17 protein-coding genes are annotated in these 18,354 nt (G+C 62.5%); 4 read left to right on the top strand and 13 right to left on the bottom strand.

Features of this window, described 5'->3' with window-relative positions:
- Positions 1–104 precede the first annotated feature (104 nt).
- The 3 genes from NTZ43_10140 to NTZ43_10130 are packed head-to-tail and all read left to right on the top strand — an operon-like array spanning position 105 to position 3,338.
- Positions 105–929, top strand: coding sequence for an ABC transporter permease (locus tag NTZ43_10140; protein MCX5767567.1), 825 nt, complete (start codon positions 105–107; stop codon positions 927–929).
- Positions 919–2,163, top strand: coding sequence for an ABC transporter ATP-binding protein (locus NTZ43_10135; GenBank protein MCX5767566.1), 1,245 nt, complete (start codon positions 919–921; stop codon positions 2,161–2,163). Before NTZ43_10140 ends, NTZ43_10135 begins: the two co-directional genes overlap by 11 nt.
- A gap of 5 nt (positions 2,164–2,168) precedes the next feature.
- The gene (locus tag NTZ43_10130) at positions 2,169–3,338 is read left to right on the top strand and encodes a hypothetical protein (GenBank protein MCX5767565.1); all 1,170 of its coding nucleotides are present in this window, start codon (positions 2,169–2,171) and stop codon (positions 3,336–3,338) included.
- Here NTZ43_10130 and NTZ43_10125 read toward each other — a convergent pair.
- From NTZ43_10125 to NTZ43_10080, 10 genes are all read right to left on the bottom strand, one after another.
- Complete coding sequence (locus NTZ43_10125; GenBank protein ID MCX5767564.1) at positions 3,335–4,495, bottom strand: glycosyltransferase family 4 protein; 1,161 nt, start codon at positions 4,493–4,495, stop codon at positions 3,335–3,337. The genes NTZ43_10130 and NTZ43_10125 overlap by 4 nt on opposite strands.
- Complete coding sequence (locus tag NTZ43_10120) at positions 4,495–5,331, bottom strand: class I SAM-dependent methyltransferase (GenBank protein MCX5767563.1); 837 nt, start codon at positions 5,329–5,331, stop codon at positions 4,495–4,497. The genes NTZ43_10125 and NTZ43_10120 overlap by 1 nt, the downstream gene beginning before the upstream one ends.
- Positions 5,331–6,101 (bottom strand): class I SAM-dependent methyltransferase, encoded by a 771-nt coding sequence (locus tag NTZ43_10115; protein MCX5767562.1) that lies wholly within the window; start codon positions 6,099–6,101, stop codon positions 5,331–5,333. Before NTZ43_10115 ends, NTZ43_10120 begins: the two co-directional genes overlap by 1 nt.
- A complete protein-coding gene (locus tag NTZ43_10110) occupies positions 6,098–7,234 on the bottom strand; it encodes a DegT/DnrJ/EryC1/StrS family aminotransferase (protein ID MCX5767561.1) in 1,137 nt (378 codons plus the stop codon). Before NTZ43_10110 ends, NTZ43_10115 begins: the two co-directional genes overlap by 4 nt.
- Positions 7,235–7,251: 17 nt before the next feature.
- On the bottom strand, positions 7,252–7,653 hold the full coding sequence (locus NTZ43_10105) for a hypothetical protein (protein MCX5767560.1): 402 nt from the start codon (positions 7,651–7,653) through the stop codon (positions 7,252–7,254).
- A 21-nt stretch (positions 7,654–7,674) separates the two neighbouring features.
- Positions 7,675–9,207, bottom strand: coding sequence for an O-antigen ligase family protein (locus NTZ43_10100; GenBank protein MCX5767559.1), 1,533 nt, complete (start codon positions 9,205–9,207; stop codon positions 7,675–7,677).
- Between the two features lie 15 nt (positions 9,208–9,222).
- Positions 9,223–9,819, bottom strand: coding sequence for a hypothetical protein (locus NTZ43_10095; protein MCX5767558.1), 597 nt, complete (start codon positions 9,817–9,819; stop codon positions 9,223–9,225).
- Between the two features lie 61 nt (positions 9,820–9,880).
- Entirely contained in the window at positions 9,881–12,253 is a 2,373-nt protein-coding gene (locus NTZ43_10090) for a polysaccharide biosynthesis tyrosine autokinase (GenBank protein MCX5767557.1), read from the bottom strand.
- 8 nt (positions 12,254–12,261) lie between these two features.
- Positions 12,262–12,900: a polysaccharide biosynthesis/export family protein gene (locus tag NTZ43_10085; GenBank protein ID MCX5767556.1), complete on the bottom strand. Its 639-nt coding sequence runs from the start codon at positions 12,898–12,900 to the stop codon at positions 12,262–12,264.
- A 157-nt stretch (positions 12,901–13,057) separates the two neighbouring features.
- The gene (locus NTZ43_10080; protein MCX5767555.1) at positions 13,058–14,533 is read right to left on the bottom strand and encodes an exopolysaccharide biosynthesis polyprenyl glycosylphosphotransferase; all 1,476 of its coding nucleotides are present in this window, start codon (positions 14,531–14,533) and stop codon (positions 13,058–13,060) included.
- A gap of 283 nt (positions 14,534–14,816) precedes the next feature.
- Here NTZ43_10080 and NTZ43_10075 point away from each other — a divergent pair, with 283 nt between their 5' ends.
- Entirely contained in the window at positions 14,817–15,959 is a 1,143-nt protein-coding gene (locus tag NTZ43_10075; GenBank protein ID MCX5767554.1) for an ATPase, T2SS/T4P/T4SS family, read from the top strand.
- Here the strand turns inward: NTZ43_10075 and NTZ43_10070 are convergent, their stop codons facing one another.
- Genes NTZ43_10070 through NTZ43_10060 form a run of 3 tightly spaced genes read right to left on the bottom strand, consistent with a single transcriptional unit; the run spans position 15,960 to position 18,350 of the window.
- A complete protein-coding gene (locus NTZ43_10070; GenBank protein ID MCX5767553.1) occupies positions 15,960–16,808 on the bottom strand; it encodes a hypothetical protein in 849 nt (282 codons plus the stop codon). It abuts the gene before it with no gap.
- Positions 16,809–16,839: 31 nt separating this feature from the next.
- Positions 16,840–17,742: a TIGR01777 family oxidoreductase gene (locus tag NTZ43_10065; protein MCX5767552.1), complete on the bottom strand. Its 903-nt coding sequence runs from the start codon at positions 17,740–17,742 to the stop codon at positions 16,840–16,842.
- Positions 17,742–18,350: a DNA-3-methyladenine glycosylase gene (locus NTZ43_10060; protein ID MCX5767551.1), complete on the bottom strand. Its 609-nt coding sequence runs from the start codon at positions 18,348–18,350 to the stop codon at positions 17,742–17,744. Before NTZ43_10060 ends, NTZ43_10065 begins: the two co-directional genes overlap by 1 nt.
- Positions 18,351–18,354 lie beyond the last annotated feature (4 nt).

Raw genomic sequence — 18,354 nt, 5'->3', positions numbered from 1 at the left:
CACCGAGGAGCGGGCCCGAGCCAAGCGGCGAGCCCTTCCTTACGAGGGCGCGTGGGGTAGAATCCACAGGATATGGACGTCCAGCGATCAACCCCCCGTCGAGCGTGAGCGAACCCCTCGAGGTCATCCGGCCCGTCGGGACTCACCGCTTCCCCGACTTTGTGGAAGTGTGGCGCTTTCGCGACCTCGCCGCGGCTCTTGGCCGGCGCGATGTCACGCTACGCTACCGCCAGACGCTCCTCGGCGTCGTGTGGGTGGTCCTGCAACCGCTGATCGCCGGTGGGCTCTTCACGGTCGTCTTCGGTAAAGTGGCCAAGCTTCCCAGCGACGGCATTCCGTATTTCCTCTTTGCCTATGCGGGCTTTATCGCCTGGACCGCATTCCAGAATGCGCTCGTCCGGAGCAGTGGATCGCTACTCGCCCAAAGTAGCTTGGTCACTAAAGTGTACTTTCCGCGCCTCGTGCTTCCGTTGTCCGCGCTCTGGAGCACGACCATGGATTTCCTGGTCGGCATGGGCTCGCTCGTTGTCTTGATGGTGATCTACCACGTTCCGCTCAGCTGGCCATTGTTGCTACTACCCGTGTGGGTCGCCCTGCTCCTCCTCACCGGACTCGGCATCGGCACTCTCTCGGCGGCGCTGTCGGTGCGGTACCGCGATTTACAGTACGCGCTCCCGGTGCTCGTCCAGTTGTTACTCTATGCGAGTCCCGTGGCATACGGCACGGCCGCCGTACCCGAACGCTTTCGCGCACTCTTTGTGCTGAACCCACTCGCGGGTATGCTCGACGGCTTTCGCTGGTCGGTAGCTGGCACGGCTCCTCCGACATCGTTGTCGGTGATGATGTCCGTGGTTGGCGTCCTCGTGGCGCTCACCGTGGGCTGTGTATTCTTCGCGCGTTTTGAGCGCCGGCTGGCCGATGTCATCTAACGCGCCGAGCGAACTCGCGATTGCCGTTGCCGGCCTTTCCAAGGCGTACCGCCTCGGCATGGATACTGGGGCGACGACCATACGCGAAGCACTCATCAATAAGGTGTCCGGTAGTTCAAAGGACGCGACCGACCTATTGTGGGCACTCCGGGATGTGTCGTTCAACATTCAGCGCGGCGAAACGGTCGGCATCATTGGCCGCAACGGCGCGGGCAAGAGCACCTTGCTCAAGCTGCTCTCGCGCATCACCTGGCCCACGGAAGGTGAAATACGTTTGTATGGTCGTATCGGGAGCCTGCTCGAGGTAGGCACTGGGTTTCATCCAGAGCTCACCGGCCGCGAGAATATATTTCTCAATGGCACCATCCTCGGCATGCGCCGTCACGAAATTCAGCAGCGTTTCGACGAGATTGTGGAGTTCGCCGAGATCGAGCGCTTTCTCGACACGCCGGTCAAGCGCTACAGCAGCGGGATGTACGTGCGCCTCGCCTTTGCGGTGGCCGCGCATCTCAATCCAGAAATTCTTGTGGTGGACGAAGTGCTCGCCGTCGGCGACGCTGCGTTCCAACGCAAATGCCTTGGCAAGATGGGCGAAGTGGCGCGAGAAGAAGGGCGCGCCGTCTTGTTTGTGAGCCACAACATGGTCGCCGTCACGGCGCTTTGTGCGCGCGGCATTCTCCTTGAAGGCGGGCAGGTCTCCGCCGACGGGCCAGCGGGAGCCGTGGTGCAGCAGTATCTGCGCTCCATCGAAACGATCGGTGAGATTCCGTTGCAGAATCGCACGGATCGCACGGGGAACGGAGCGCTCCGCTTTGAATCGTTTGCGGTCGTGAATGCGGCCAGCGGCGGCGGATTGATCCGCTCGGGCGACAGCGTGCGCATTGAGGTTCGGTACCACGCCGAAGCCAGCGCCCTGCAGAATGTGCACATCGACGTCGTGATCCACGGATTCGTGGACGAGCAGCTCTGCGAGCTCTCGAGCGACGCGCAGCGCGGCGATTTTGCCAGCGTCCCCGGATCCGGCGTCTTTACGTGCAGCATCCCACGACTGCCCTTTGAACCCGGCACCTACCGCGTCTCGCTGTTCAGCACGGTGAACGGCGACATCGCGGATTTCGTGTGGCATGCGGGCGCGATGAATGTGGAGCCGGGCGACTTCTATGGCACGGGGCGCACCAACCCAGAAGCACCGAGGTATTTCCTCGTCGACCACTCGTGGGACGTGACCGGCTGACCACCATGCGTCCACGCGTGCTGATCATCCACCCCGAGGGCAATCTCAACAACAATCCCAATCTGACGGGGATTGTCGAGCTGCTCGTCGAGGCGGGTTATTCCGTTGATGTGAAGTGCCCACGCATGCCCATCAGCCAGACGGCGCCCTGCGACCACGTGCGGCTTCGCTTTGAATTGGGCCCGTTCTCCAGACGGCAACCGCGGCTCATTGACCGATTCCGTTTCCATCTACTCACCGGACTCGTCGCGCTACTGTGCGATCCCAAGATTCTCTTCCAGCGCTACGCGCTCGTGATCGGCGTCGATCGCTACGGCCTCGTGGAGGCCTCGGCCATTGGCCGATTACTCGGCATCCCCACCGCGCTGATTTCCTACGAAATCTTTTTTGCCGATGAGTGCAGCCCGGGATTCAAAGACGTGGAGCGTGAAGCGGCGCGCACCCTCCAGTTTGCCATCTGCCAAGACGCCGTGCGCGCCGGATTCCTTGCACGCGAAAACAACATTCCCGTTGAGAAGATCCTCTGCGTACCCGTTGCTGGCCGCACTGCGAAGGATGGCGATCGCACCTTTCTCCTGCACGATCGCCTAGGGATTGATCGGAGTAAGAAGATCGCGCTGGTCTCTGGGTCCATCGAACACTGGTCGGGCATCGGGCCACTGGCCGCCAGCGTTGGAGATTGGCCCAGTGATTGGGTTTTGGTGCTGCACGATCGGTACGCCGCGGCGAGCGCTGCGGATTTTCAAAAACGTGCCGGCAACGCGCGTGTCTACGTGTCGAACTGGGACATTCCTGACGTACGCGATATTGGCCAGCTCCTCCGGAGCGCGGATCTGGGCATCGCGCTCTACACACCAGATTTTCAGAGTCGCTACACGGGGAAGAATCTGCAGCACATCGGCCTCGCCTCTGGGAAAATCAGCACCTATCTGCAGCACGGCCTACCGGTGCTCGTTAACGAGGTGGGCGAACTGAGCGACCTTGTGCGACGGTACAACCTCGGGTTCGTCATTACGAACGTCAGCGATATTGCGCCGTTCCTCATCGCGTTTTCGCGCGACGCATACTCACGTCGATGTGTGGACTTCTTCAGCAGCCACCTCGACCTCAACGGATTCGCGCCAGCGCTACTCTCCGCGGTGGAACGCGGCGTGCGCCAAGCGCCGCACGCTTAGTCGGTCGGTAACACTACGGGGCGCCGCCCCTCGGCGCAGGCGTGCAGCATCGCGGCGTAACGCGGCGCCAGGTTGGCCCATCCAAATCGGTCACGCACCCAGGCGTGCTGCGCAACGGACACGGCAAGCTCGGGCGGCGTTGCAAGCAACGGCTCGAGGTGCCCGGCGAGCACGCCCGGCACTGACAGATCCGCGCGGTGACCAAAGGCGCCGTATACATACGCGGTGGTCGGCGTATCCTGCACGACGCATGGCACACCGCTCATAAGCGCTTCCAAGTATGCGAGACCGAATCCTTCGCGTGGCGACGCCAGCACAAAGGTATCCGCCGCACGATACGCCGCCATCGCCAGCGTCCGATGGACAGTGCGCATGGTGTAGCGCCCCGCGCCCAGTTCACGTTCGGCCAGTGCGCGAACAGTTGGCGTTTCCGGCGTCTCCTCGCCCAGCAACAGCAGATGGGGTCGCACGCTGGTCAATGCGGCGGTCTCACGGATCACGAGATCCATGCGCTTCACCTGCTGGTCGAGCATACCGACACTCAGCACCAAGGGCCCTTCAAGGGGCACACCAAGTGCCGCGCGCGTGGCGCGACGTTCGTCATTCGTCACCGGTGTAAACTGTGCGGACACCTGCAGCCCGTGCGGCAGCAGCACTTGCCGCTCCGCCGACTCTCCGCGAGCGAGCGCGGCGTCATAGTGCTCGGGACTCACCTGCTGCACCAAATCACAGCGCGTGAAAGGCTTGGTCGTTGCGCCCCCGTTGTAAAACAGCAAGCGAAAGCGTTGACCGCTGATCCGCCGCCAATGCCAACAGGCATTCCCCACGTTGAGATCCGCGAAATAGACCACGTCCGGATCACCGGCAATCAGGGCAGGAAGAAATGCGGCCGCAAAGCTCGCTTGCTCCACGAAGTACGGATCACGATGCAAGAGCTTGCCCAACAGGCCAGCCGCTGCGCCCCGTCGTGACAACGAGGCAATGTGCCGCTCTCCTTCGGTCAGCTCCTGGCCGCCACCGAACACCGTCAGCGCCACATCGTCGCGCCCGCGCAGGGCGTCCGCACAATCGCGCGTGAAGGTCTCGAATCCGCGCGCCACGCGGCCGAGTCCGGTGCATGGAAAGAAAACGCGGATCGGGCGTGCGGTCGAGGACATCAGCCGTCCTTTCGCGCAATGAGCAGACGCATGTCGCTCGTGCGCGTGCGCCACGAATTCCATACCGACCGCTGATACCGCGATTCAAACAATAAGTACTCTTCGCTCACCATCGGCCGACAGCCAGAGGCGGCAAGCACCTCCTCGACGCGCGCCCACTCAATATGATCGTCCGGCCAGATGTGAAGATCGCCCTCCGGCATCCAACGCGGATCCTGCCACAGCCGCCACTGCAGCTTTGGCTTGATCCTGTTCCAGTAGCGGCTCGGTTGCAACCAGTAGTACCAGCGACGGGGCGGCCACACGACCGCCTCCCCCTGAAATTTCCGATAACTCTCACTGGTCCACGACGCATCGTTCCGCTCGTGATCGATATACACCACGCCACCCGGCCGCGTCACGCGCGCCATCTCCGCTACCAGCGTCAAATAATCCGGCACGTGGTGTAGCACGGAGTATGCGGCGACGAGGTCGAACGACTCAGTTGGCAACGGTTGCAGATCGGTCCCATTGAGCGCTTGCGTTTCGAGTCGGCCGGTGGAGGCAAACCGACGGCGCGTCACCTCAAGCAGTTTCGTTGAGAGATCCGCTGCCGTCACACGCGCGCCGAGGCGCAGGAGATGATTGGTGAGATTCCCCGAACCGCTTCCAACGTCGAGGGCGCGCATGGCACCGTCCCCGTCGCGCGTGGCACCCACAGCGCCAACAGCACGCGCGAGTGCATCCGCGAGCCGTTCCTGCTCCACGGAATTAAAGATTTCGGGATGGCCGCTGTCGTACGACTCGGCGTATTGATCGTGCGCGACGCGGTTGTGCTCGATCGCCTCGCGACTCATCACGTCAGTATGGCGCGTGCGACACACACCATATTCCAGTCGTTTTCCGTTGGGGCCGCGGCATTCTCCTGCGTACGTGCCTCAACCAACTCAAACCCGGCCACCTGCAGGAACAACCTGATTTCCTGCAGAAAGAAGTACCGCATCACATGTGCTTCTTCGCTTCGGTCCACAAGTTGAGACCCGCGAAGACGCCAGAGCTGGTACTTCACCAAGCAGGTCTGTTGGGCACTGTCGAGCGTGCCGTCCGCCGCACGCAACAACGTATCGCCGCCGGCCTCGATCACTTTCACGCGAGGTGATGGACCGATGCGCACCACCGCTGGCCCGTGCCACACATCAAAGATGAACAGCGATCCCACCGCAAGGTGGGCACGGACGGCCCGCAACGTCGCGAGCACATCGGCATTGTCAATTTGATATCCGAGTACGGCGAACATCATCAACGCCGCGTCAAACTCGCGCCCCAGCTGCACGGTGCGCACGTCGGCTATGGCGAACGTTGGCGCAACGCCGGCGGTCGCGGCCTTCGTACGCGCAATCGCCAACATCGCCTCCGATCGGTCGACACCGGTCACCGCATAGCCGCGCTGCGCCAGCGGAATCGCATGATTTCCGGTCCCACAACCGAGATCGAGTATCGACGCAACCGGCCCGCCGGCGTGCGACCGGAGCAGTGATTCAATCAGCGTGCACTCCGCCGCGTAGTCCTTTTCCCCGTAGATCGCGTCGTAACTGCCCGAATAGGCCGCACCGAATGGAGCCGTCATGCGCCAAGCACCTCTCGCACCGCCACGCACACGGCGTCCAGTTGAGTCGGCGTCAGCGCGACGCCAGACGGGAGATACAACCCTTGCCGCGCCAATCGCTCCGCTACGGGATAGTGCTCGCCGCCAAATAGGCCACGCTGTTGCAGCACGGGCTGTTCGTGCATTCCAAGGAAGAACGGCCGCGTTTCCACCCCTTGGGCAGCCAAGCGTTCGGCGAATGTCACCGCATTGAGTCCGGTGCTCTCGTCCACCACGAGGCCGTACATCCAAAAGACGTGCCGCGCCCAGGGTTTCGTCATCGGAATCTGCAACCCCGGAATCCCCGCGAGCCGTTCCCCGTACGCCTGCCCCATCCATCGTTTCTGCTTCAGGACGTCTGGCATCCGCTCCAACTGCGCCACGCCCACGGCGGCCTGCAGGTTGGTGAGTCGGAAATTGAAACCGAGTTCCTCGTGATAGAACCGACGCTTGGGCTGAAAGCAGAGGTTGCGGAGCGATCGGGTGCGCGCGGCCATCGCGTCGCTGTCCGTCACCAACATGCCACCTTCGCCGGTGGTGATCAGCTTGTTGGCGTAAAAGCTGAACACACTCGCATCGCCAAAGCTGCCGCACCGACGCCAGGTCGGAGCGGAACGTCCAAACGATGTGAGGTACTCGGCGCCGTGCGCCTCGGCCGCATCTTCGATCACCGCAAGGCGATGTTCCGCGGCGAGCGCGAGCAACGGGTCCATGTCCACCGGGTGCCCATATAAATGCACCGGCATAATCGCCCGCGTCCGCGGCGTAATCTTGGCCGCCACCTGCGCGACGTTCATGCCGAACGTCTCAGGGTCCGCATCCACGAGCACCGGCACGCCGCCGCACTCCACCACCGCCGCCGCGCACGAAATGATCGTGAACGTCGGCATGATCACTTCGTCACCGGGCTGTAGATCGAGGGCGGCCACCGCCAATCGAAGGGCGACCGTTCCATTGGCGACGGCCACACCGTGCGCGCGGTCGCAGTAGGAGGACCAGCCCGACTCAAAGGCGTCGATGAACCGGCCAGCAGAAGAGATCCAGCCTGTACGGATGCACTCCGTCACATTGGCAAGTTCACGCTCGCCGATCACCGGCTCATTCACGGGAATCATGATGCAGTCCGAGATGACTAGAAGCGTTCTTTTTCTTCGAGTCCAGTATATGGACCCTGCTTCACTTCGAGCAGCACCGTCGGTTCCAGCATCCGAAATCCGTGTCCGCCGCCCACCATCAACATCACGTCGCCCGTCGCGAGCTCGCGCGTGGCGACCAATTCACGCGCATCGTTATACACGTCCATCTCGCAACGCCCCTGCTTCACGATCAGCACTTCAGACGTTCCCACGAGCCGGCGTTGGAGCGGCAAATGCACGTGCCGTTGAATCTCGCCGCCCGCCGGATACACCACATAGCCCACCTGCTGCTTGAACTCGGGCGGCGTCAGAAACGTGGTGCGTTCCGGTACCAGCGAGGCGCGGATGATATAGGCCAGTGGCTGACCATTGGAGACGATGTGTTCAATCTGTTCCATGTCGCGTGTCCTTTTCGTCCGTCAGATGACAGAGGGAACGCGAGTGACCGGCACCCGCGCTCGCTGCCGTTCGGCAAATCGACGAGCCTGCGATTTGATTGCGAGCCCAGTCGTGGTGTGATACGCGTGCGCGCTAATCCCAAAGCCGACCATCGCCCAGAGCAACAGCCCGGTCGCGCCCGTGAACACGTCTCCCACGGGAATCATGGAGAGCAACGCGACCGCGGTGGCGCGCGCCGTCCCCGCAAACGAGTCGGCTCGCGTCTCCGCAAAGCGCGCCGACTGCACGAGCAGTCCGGCAATACCGAGAAAAAACGCCGTGCCGCCCGGCCAGCCGAGCACGTAGAAGATTTCAAGAAATCCGTTGTCGAGGGAGCGCATGCCTTTCGTATTCGAGAGCTTGGTCGCGCCGCCGGTGGAGCCGAGGCCGGCACCCTCCGCCGATTCGACAATATTGCTTGCCGTCACCGACGAAAACGCCACGCGCTTCATAAAGCTGTTGTCACCACGCAGATTCGAAAACGTATTGAGTCGCGACGCAATCGACGACCGAAATTGCGGCATGGTCGCCAACGGAAGCGCCATCAACGCCACCGCAATAAGCGTGATCGTGCGCTTCGGCATTTGCGATAGGGGCTGCGACAGCTGCGACACAAACAACCCGACAATGAATGCCACCCAAGCGGACCGGGTGCGCGTTAACAACAGCGCGAGCAGCGACAGCGTCACCGACACATACCGAAACCATCCTTTCGTTGGCAGAATCATCAACACGCCCGTCAGCAGCACGGCCGCAAACGGCCCAGGCGTGTTGAGCGTCCCGAACACGCGCACCAGAAAGGGCAACGGCAGCCCGATGCTTCGCAAATCGGCGTTCCGCATCCAGCCAGAATCCCATTGCGGCAGCCGAACAAACTGATACACGCCGTACGCGGCAAGGAGCGGCAGGGCAATACGAAAGGTGTGCAAGAGCTCCTCGCGCATGGCGGGGTACCGCCGCCACTCGACCGCCAAAAACAAACCGAAGAACGCCGGCGCGAGCCACGTCACGAGCGCATACGTAGCGGGCACAATCCCTGCATTAATGATTCCCACCGAATAGCCATACGCGAGTGCCGCCAACACCAGCAGATACGGCGCAAACAGAGGATTTCGTAGCGATCGGGCACGACGCGCCAACGTCATCACCGCCACGGCAGCGGCAAACTGGGGGGCGAGGAGCGCCGGACTGGTCGGGTTCCACCCATGGTGCATGTCGAGCACGCGCCGCACAAACGGCGACACAAACCACATCCAGAGCGTGAAACTCATATACGCTACCGGATCGCGCGTATGGAGCACCAGCGCCACAAACCCCGCTGCCAACGCGTACACGATTGCCGCCGGACGGCCACCAACGCCGGACAAGAGCAAGAGCGTGAGCAGGGAAAAACCACCGATCAGCACGTTGGTAAACGACGCACGGCGCTGCGCCACACGCGGCCGCAGTCCCACCGACGGCGCCACAAACGTCGCTGCCGCTGGGCTGGACGGTTCCACGCGCACGCTGCTCATCAGGACAGCGCGCCGCTACGAATCAATGATGCGGCGCGAGGCACCGCCGCCACCACGGCCACTGCGGGGGTCAACCTCTCGCAATCGACGGCGCAGGCGCCGACGCCCCAGCACCACCGAATACGCCAAGAGGCTGATGGCAATCGTTGACGCCGCGCCATGCGCAAACAAACTAAAGGGCGCAACGCTCGTCTGCCCCATATCGATTGGTGCTGTACTCGCCCGGTATTGCCGCATGCCATTGAGCGCCGACAGCGCACCAATATCCACACCGAACATCGCCGTGGGCAACGTCGCCGAGAAACCGGACGATAGCGTCGGATCGCTCGCCCGGAAAATCAGCATGACCGTTAGCCACATCCCGATCAGCAACATCGTGCTCAAGTACAACAGCCGCGAGGTGATCCCGCGCCGGCGCGTCCGCTTCCGGCGACCCGACCATGGCTGATCGAGCATCCACCAGAACAGCACCGACACCACGAGCGTAATGCCGAACGTCAGCGGCGCGGCGAATAATTCGAGCGCAAACAAAACGAGCCCCGAAATCGACGCGGCACTGAACTGACCGCTCGACGGCAAGCGCTCGACCCCCGTGTCGAGAAGATCCGGCACGAGTTCAGAAGGGGAGCGGTCCGAGACCGAGAGCGGCACGCGGCCGCTATTCCGAAAATGATCAGCGGGCATAATCGTAGTAGTAGCCGTAGCCGAGCCGATACCGCGAACTGCGGCGGAACTCGACATCGTTGAGAATCGTCCCCGCCAGCGTCACCTGCACATTGCGGAGCTGCTGCACCGCATAGCGCAGTTCGTCCTTGTCCGTCTTGTCCGCACGTGCGACGAGTAGCAACGCGTCGGCGTGCGCGCCAATCAGCGCGCCATCCGTGAACAAATTCAGCGGCGGCGTGTCGATGAGCACAAAGTCGTACTGCCCACGCAGTCGCTCAAACAACGGCTGCAGGCGCCCAGCCACCAAGAGATCGGCGGGGTTCACGCTCGGCGAGCTGCCCAGCGGCAATACGTCAATCGTGCCGCCCCCTTCCATCTGCACACGACGAATGCACTCGCCCGGCGACGCCTGCCCATACATCAAGTCAAAGAAACCAGGAGCGGACGGAATCCCGAACACATCGTGCACCGTTCCTCGGCGCGTTTCCGCGTCAATCAGAATCACGCGCTGCCCTTGGTGCGCCAGCGTCACCGCGAGATTCACCACAGTGGTCGTCTTTCCATCACCCGGCAACGCACTGGTGACCACAATCACGCGCGGCGCCCGCGGCGGTGTCAAATAATTTAGATTCGTACGCAACGTACGATACGCCTCGGCGGCCGGCGTTTGATATTCACGCCCCGCCGCTGGCTTCGGTTCGTCGGCCCCGGTCTTGGGCGACGGCAATCGATAGCCAACGCTTCGCGCCTGCTGCATCAAGTTTGGAATGATGCCGACCACCGCCACGCCCACGATATTCGCCAGATCGGTCTCCGAGCGAATTGTGGTATCAAGCCAGTCGCGGAGAAACGCTACCAGCACGCCAACAAACAGACCGCTGAAGATCGCCACCGCAAAGATCAACGTCTCCGAACTGCCGCCAATACGCGACGGGTTGACCGCCTCGTCGAGCACCGTCGCCGTGGAATCCTGCACGGCCGTCGCGATTTCCGCTTCCTTCAGACGCCCCTGCATCAGCGTCATCATCTGTTCAACGATGTGCCGGTCACGCTCGAGCCGTCCGAACTCGGTCAGGTGTTCCGGCACCTGCTGCAATTTTGCCTCGGTCCGTGCCAAACGCGGACGAAGCGCGCGCATCTGTTCATCAATATTCGCGAGGTACGTCACGACGCGACGCCGAATATTGTCCTGCGACTCGCGAATCTGCTTGTCCAGATTACGAACGACCAGATTGTTTGGCATGTAGCGCGTGAGCTCTTGCGAACGCTGCGCCATCAATGCCTCGTAGCGTTGCGTCTCGCCACCACCAATGCTGGCTTTCCCGAAATCGGGCGTGGCCAGCAATTTCTGCAGGAACTGCGTGCGTCCCGCGAGGGTGTCCGGATCCTGCAACGGCTCCATCGCCCGCGTCAGATTCTCTCGTTCGCGCTCCATCTCGCGCATCGAGTTCTGCAAGAGCACCATCTCCTGCGACAACACCGCCTGCTCCTGTTGCACGCCCGTAATGCCGAGGCGCTCCAGGTAGGCCTTCATCTGGGCTTCTTTGTCTTCGACATCAGCCGTCAATGTCGCCAGCTGGCGCGTGAGATAATCCACCTGGGTGCGCGCACCGCTGCGATCGAGTTCCATTTTCCGGTGCACGAATCGACGCGCCACCACGTTGGGAATGGTTCGCGCCAGCGCCGAATCTTTCCCGCTATACGAAATGCGCAGGACGTTGGCGTCCTTGTTGGTCGGCTCCACGACGATCAATCCGCGAAGCCCTTCCGCGATTTGCGTCCGGGGGTCCACGTTCAACGAAAAGTGGTCCAGCATCCGGCCATCGCTCGTCAGCCCAATCTCGCCACCGATAATCCGGACCGGCAGGGAATCTGGGTACGTGCCCAACAGCGAATCCTGTGACTGCACCACGTGCACTTCACGGGCCGACCCGTCCGCAGTCCGCACCACGCGGTACTGCACCGACGGTGCGTCCGACGAGAGTCTCGCCCACAAAATGTACCGGCTCCGCACCGGCGTTTGCGGCTGAGCCACTGACAGCCGGAGCCCGAGCGAGTCCACCACTTCGGCCGCCAACGTCCGGCTCGTGATCACTTCACCAGCCATAGCGAGCGTGGCTTGATTATCACCGCCAAACGAATACATCGCCATCGGCCCGCCAGAGCCTTGCGAATTACGCTTGTCTTCCACACGTACCGTCGCCGACGCCGAATAACTCGGCTCCAGCTGCCGCGCCGCGATCACCGCCGCGGACACCGCCAAGCCAACGCAGACGACAATGATCCACGCGCTCCGCGCGATCGTCTGCCATGCGCGGCGAAGATCAATTTCATCGGTTGGCTCAGCAAACGCCTGAGACGCGGCGGGGAGTTGTTCCACGAAATCGCCTACTTGAGCACGGTGAAAATAAGAGAAATCGACGTCAAGAGCAGCTGCGACATCGACCCCACAAGCGCGAGGTTCTGTTGATTACGACTGAGAAATCCTTGGCCCTGCACAAATATCGCGTCGCCATGCTCGAGATCGATCGACGACAGTCGCGCGTCACCCGCGAGCGCGTACGTACGGCGATTCGCCTTCACCAACCAGATCGTCGGATCACGCTCGAGCGCGGTCGACCCGCCCGCCTTGGCCAACGCCCCCAGCACCGTCAGCGCCTGATCCGCCACCACCGTGCCCGGCGTCCGCACCTGACCATAAAACACGATGTCGCGTGACATCGAAACATCCAGCGTCGGCTCCAGCACTAACCGCTCATACCGCGCCTGTAAATCGGTTTGTAAGGAATCCAACATCAATCCGGCCACGTGCACCCGACCGAGGCCAGCGAAATACACATCTCCATTCCGATTCACCGTCGCATCGGTCGTCAACTCTGGTTCACGGTAGAACTTCACCTTCACCTGATCGCCCGTCTCCAAACGCCACACCGGCGTCGGGGACACCGGCAACGGCGAAACCACTGTCTCCGGCCGGCGCGCGGCACAGGCGGACAGCAGCAACGCTGCGGCAATCGCCGAACCCATCCTGCTCAACCGTGAGAAACTCATGATGTCGATGCCAATCCTCTGGTGAAATCCCAACGGCGAGCCCCTGCCCAGAATGGCCCGCACCCCTTCTTCCTTTAACGATGTCCCACAGGTCCACGTCACCGTAAATCCGGTGTTCGGCCGTCCGAGGACGCTAATACGCCCCTTTCATGCTCAGAACGGCTGGAATTGTCCGCAGCAGAATCGCGAGATCTTTCCACACCGTCCAACCGCGAATGTAGGCCGCATCCAACCGAACCACGTCTTCAAAGTCGCGAATCGCATTCCGACCACTCACCTGCCACGGACCGGTCATGCCGGGCAACACTTCAAATCGAACAAAATGATGCTGTTTGTACTTCAGCACCTCTGCCGGCACCGCCGGACGTGGCCCGACCAACGACATTTCGCCGTTCAACACGTTGAATAACTGCGGCAATTCATCCAACGACGAGCGGCGCATGAACATCCCAATCGACGTCAGCCGTGGATCGTGCGCCAGCTTAAACAACGGCGTGCCAGAATAGACGTTCGCCTGCTCCAGCGCCTCCTGCTGCCGCTCAGCGTCGTGCACCATCGTGCGGAACTTGAGCATCATAAAGGGATCGCCGCCAAGCCCGACTCGCGTCTGCCGGAAGAAGACCGGCCCCTTTGAGGTCAGGCGCACCGACAATGCCACAAAGAGCATCACCGGCGACAACACAATCAATCCCAACAGCGATCCGACCATGTCCATCGCCCGCTTAATCACCAGCTGCGATCCCACGAGCGCAGGGCGCGACAACAACGCCAATGGCTCCGCACGACGCAGCACAAAACTCGGCTCATCCAGCTCCCGAAATGCCTCGCGCCGCGTCGCATACACACTGGCCCCAGCACTCGATGACGCAATCATCACCGCCTGCAACGCCGAGTCCGTCAACGACCCCACCAGCACAATCGTGTCGGTTGCCGACTCCGCCATCGCGTCGTACAACCCGCGCATACTTTCCTGCGTTCCCGTCGGCCACGAGTCCGAAAGCGGAAACATCGGCGGCGTCACGCCGCCACTCTCTTTTCGCTCGACCGCCAGACGCTGCACATCGTCCGCCGGCCCCACAATCAACGTGCGTGCCGGATCGAGCCGACGCGGATCGATCGGACGCAACACCTCCGACATCCCGCGCCGCTGCAACGACATCACACCCCACGTCACCGCGAGCACACCGCCAATCAACAACCAGCGGCCGGTCGTCTGCGCGGTCCACACTTCCTGCCAGCGCGGCAACACCAAGCCCAACAACAGCGCCGCCGCAATACGTGCCGGAAGTTGCGGACGCTGCATGTAATCGTAGGAACGCGTCACCATCAGACAAAACAACAACGATGTCACACGACGGATCAACGCCACCGGCGTCTGTGGCAATAAGCCACGCACAAACGACTCCGCATCACGCACGCCGGATCCTGGCAGAATCGATTCCAACGGCAACATCGCCAAGAACACAAATACCGCCGACAGCGTGATCACGTCGGCCAACAGCATCACCCCACCGTAACTCACCTCGCGCCAGAACCGGCGACGCTGGAATGCCAGCGCGCGGTGCCGAAGCTCAAGCCTCGCCAAATGCAGGGGGGGGTTGGTGCCCATCGGGTCAGACAGTCGTCATATAGATGTCAATTGGGATGTCGGGGGGGGTACCACTATGACAAGATGCCCCGATTTCCCTAGTTTCGCTTGGGGCTTACAAGTAATATAGTAGCGGCCACTGGAAACTTTTGCACCACTGTTTATATTGTAACAGTGGTACGTTCCTTGCGCCAATACCGAGACGCCACACCTCTGGCGCCCGGTTTAGTTATTAGCGTTCGATAAGAGGCGCATTTCGATGTACCCTGCCGTCAGAGCACAGGAATCCCAATCTCCTTCGCCCATGTCGTCCAGTAGCGCTCCCGAGGAACGACGCTTTCGACCCTCGGCCTCACAGGCCGAGGTCGAAAAGCTGCGGAAATTCCTCGCTGAGGGCATTGAACGAGGCGCCTCTGATATCCATATCAGAGCGGGCGACGTCGTCTACGCACGCGTCGGGGGCCAACTCACCCCCCTCGACACCCCCGTCCTGACCGCCGTCAGCACCTTCGAGATGGTCACCCATATCCTTGGGACCTCCTCGAATGCCCCCTCCATCGACGACGTCCGCGACTACTCAGGACCTTGGAGCGCCCCGGGCATCGCCCGATTCCGCGTCTCCATCCTCAAGCAGCGCTCCAGTTTCGCCATTGTTATGCGCGTCATCCCCGACGTGCTGCCAACCGTCGAACAGCTGGGACTCCCGGCCAATGTCGCCAATGCCGCCCTCAGCGAATTCGGCCTCATTTTCGTCACCGGCGTCCCTGGGTCTGGGCGAGCGAGCACCATCGCCGCGCTCATTCACCACCTGAACACCAACGCCCCTCGCCGGCGCCACATCGTCGCCATCGAAACGGCTATCGAGTTCCTGCACCGCAATAACAAGTGCGCCATTACCCAGCGTGAAGTGGGCGTCGATACCGACAGCTTCGCCGACGGTATGCGCGCGGCCCTCGACCAAGACGCCGACATCATTGTCGTTGGCGAAATGGACGATCCCGAAATCATCGAACTGGCGGTGCGCGCCGCCGAATCGGGACGCCTCATCATCGGCAAGATGAACGCCCCCGATGCCACCGGCGCGCTCCGGCACTTCCTCGGCGGTCTCCCAAGCGATCAGCAGGACACGGCTCGCTTGCACGTCACCGAAATGCTCCGCGCCATTGTCGCGCAGCGCCTGCTGCCGCGCTCCGATGGTCAGGGCCGCGTGCTCGCCTCCGAAATTCTGCTCATGACCCCAATGGTTCGCGACGTACTCGGCGATCCGGGGCGCCTGAGCGAAATCCGCCAGACCCTCGCCGACGGCCGCGCCGAGTTCGGGACGCAAACCTTCGACCAGCACCTCGCCGATCTCGTCATCAGTGGTCAGGTCTCGTTCGAAGTGGCGCTTACGCTCGCCACCAACTCGCTCGACTTCGAACTGCAGCTGCGCGGATTGCGCCGCTAGTTAGCGCGAACCGCCCCGGCGTTTCCCAAAGAGGCGTGCCCACAACGGGCGCGCCTCTTGTGCGTCGCCCCCCACAGCATCAATCGGCGGCACCGGCAACGGCAACTCACCCGCCAACACACGCGCCGGATTTACCACGGTCAGCAACTCAGCCTGTTCACTCGCTCCGAGGCCAACCAGCGCCGCTGCAAACGCGGCCACCCCTGGCTCGCCCCGCGCGTGGTAATCGCTCGACACATAATCAATCCACCCCAACGCCAACAATCGACGCGCCTGACTCTGCGCCGTCCTGCCATACCCACCCAGCAGCGACCCAGCGTTCATCTGCATCACCGCGCCAGCCTGCATGAACCGAGCAATCGTCGTGAGCCCCTCGTCGAGATTGCGATACCGCTCAGGATGCGCCACCACCGCACGCCATCCGCTCTCCCGCAACGCGACTATCGCAAACTCGGCGTTGATCGGCGGCACATGCAGTCCGGGAAACTCCACGAGCACATACGGCCCACCCGCTAACCGCAGCCGCGCATCCGACACATCGGGATCGGGCACATCCAACATCACTTCGGCGCCGCGCTCCACGCGTAGCGGCGTCCCCGCACGCTCGCCGTCCTCGCGCACGAGCCGTTGGAGCACCGCCCATCCAGCATCGAACTCGGCCAGTCGCTCGGCGAGCCGCTCGGGGTCGCGCGTGAGCGATCCCATAAAATGCGGCGTCGTCACAATCTGCCCCACGCCCTCGCGCCGGAAAAACTCGAGCGCGCCGGCACTGAACTCTTCGCCAGCCGAACCATCGTCCACACCTGGGATCAGGTGCGAATGCAGATCTGTTCCCCGCAGTTGGTTCATCGCGCCCCCTCGGCGGTCGCTCGTCCCATTCTCAGCTGTCCATACCCAACTCGGCGCGCAAGGCGGCGGCGAGTGATGCATGCTCAAACTTAAAGCCAGCGGCCACAAGACGCGATGGCTCCACGCGTTGACTCGCCAGCAGAGTTTCCCGCGCCATTTCTCCAAACGCCAGCTCGAGCGCAAAAGCCGGTAGCGGGAGCACGGCAGGACGATGCAGCACCCGGCCGAGCGTTTTTGAAAACTCGGCATTGGGAACGGGCGCCGGCGCGACCACATTCACCGCGCCGCTCATGCCGCCGTCGTCAAGCAGTGCGATCAGTGCGCGCACGGTGTCGGTGAGCGAAATCCAACTCATCCATTGCTGCCCCGTGCCCACAGGTCCGCCGGCCCCAAGCCGAAACGGTACGAGCAACTTTGCCAGCGCGCCGCCCGTCTCCGCGAGCACTACACCGAGTCGCGGATGCACCACGCGAATCCCCGCATCGCGCGCAGCGCTCGCTGCGCCCTCCCACGCCGTACACACCGACGCCAGATATCCCGCGCCGGCGGCACTCGCCTCGCTGAGAATTTCATCCCCGCGATCGCCGTACACACCAATCGCTGAGGCACTCACCATCACACGGGGCGGCACTGGCATCGAACACGCGGCGTTCGCTATGAGCGTGGTGCCCTGCACGCGACTCTCGAGAATCGCGCGCCGGCGCGCTGGCGACCATCGCTCACCAATTGCCGAGCCCGCCAAATGAATGATCGCTTCTACTCCGTTGAGTGCGGGCGCATCGAGTGCCGAGGCCGCGGGATCCCAGCGCACGTTCGCGCGCGCATCGCGGCCCACGGTCAGCACGGTCCATCCCTGCGCACGCAACGCCGGCACAAGCGCCGCGCCCACTAACCCCGTCGCACCGGTCACGGCGACGCTTCGCGTGGCCGCCATCAGTCGTCCAACTCGAGGCTACGCCAGAGGTACCACGCCGCCACCGAGCGCCACGGCGACCAGCACGCGCCAAGCTTGAGCAGGCGTTCGGGCGACGGCCGCGTACGGAGTCCGTGTACTTTCTGCAGTCCTTTTTGCAAACCGAGGTCGAGTTCCGCGAGCACGTCGGAGCGTTTGAGCCGGAACATCAGAAACATCTGGGCGGTCCACCGCCCGATGCCTTTCACTTGGGTAAGGGCGTCGATCACCGCTTCGTCGTCGAGCTCGTGCAGCGTCTCGATAAGCAGCGTTCCAGCCTTCACCTGTGCGGCGAGCGCCTGCACATATTCCACTTTGCGGCCCGAGAGCCCAGCGGCACGCAGCCGTTCGGGTGGCGTGCGCAGCAACTGCGCCGGCGTTGGCGGTTGATCGCGGTATATCGCCGTTACGCGGTCGTAGATGGTGCCCGCGGCCTGCCCCGAGAGCTGCTGATACACAATGGAGCGCACCACGGCATCGAAGTGCGTGCCTTGTTCGCGACGCCCAGGACGATACGGCCCCACGCGATCAATGATCGCGCCGAGTTTCGGATCCACCGCGCGGAGATGGTCGAGCGCACGCTTGCTCATCCCA

Source organism: Gemmatimonadota bacterium (assembly GCA_026387915.1).
GTDB lineage: Bacteria > Gemmatimonadota > Gemmatimonadetes > Gemmatimonadales > Gemmatimonadaceae > Fen-1231.
The sequence above is the reverse complement of the archived record's forward strand: the minus strand, read 5'-3'. Positions and strand labels throughout refer to the sequence as shown.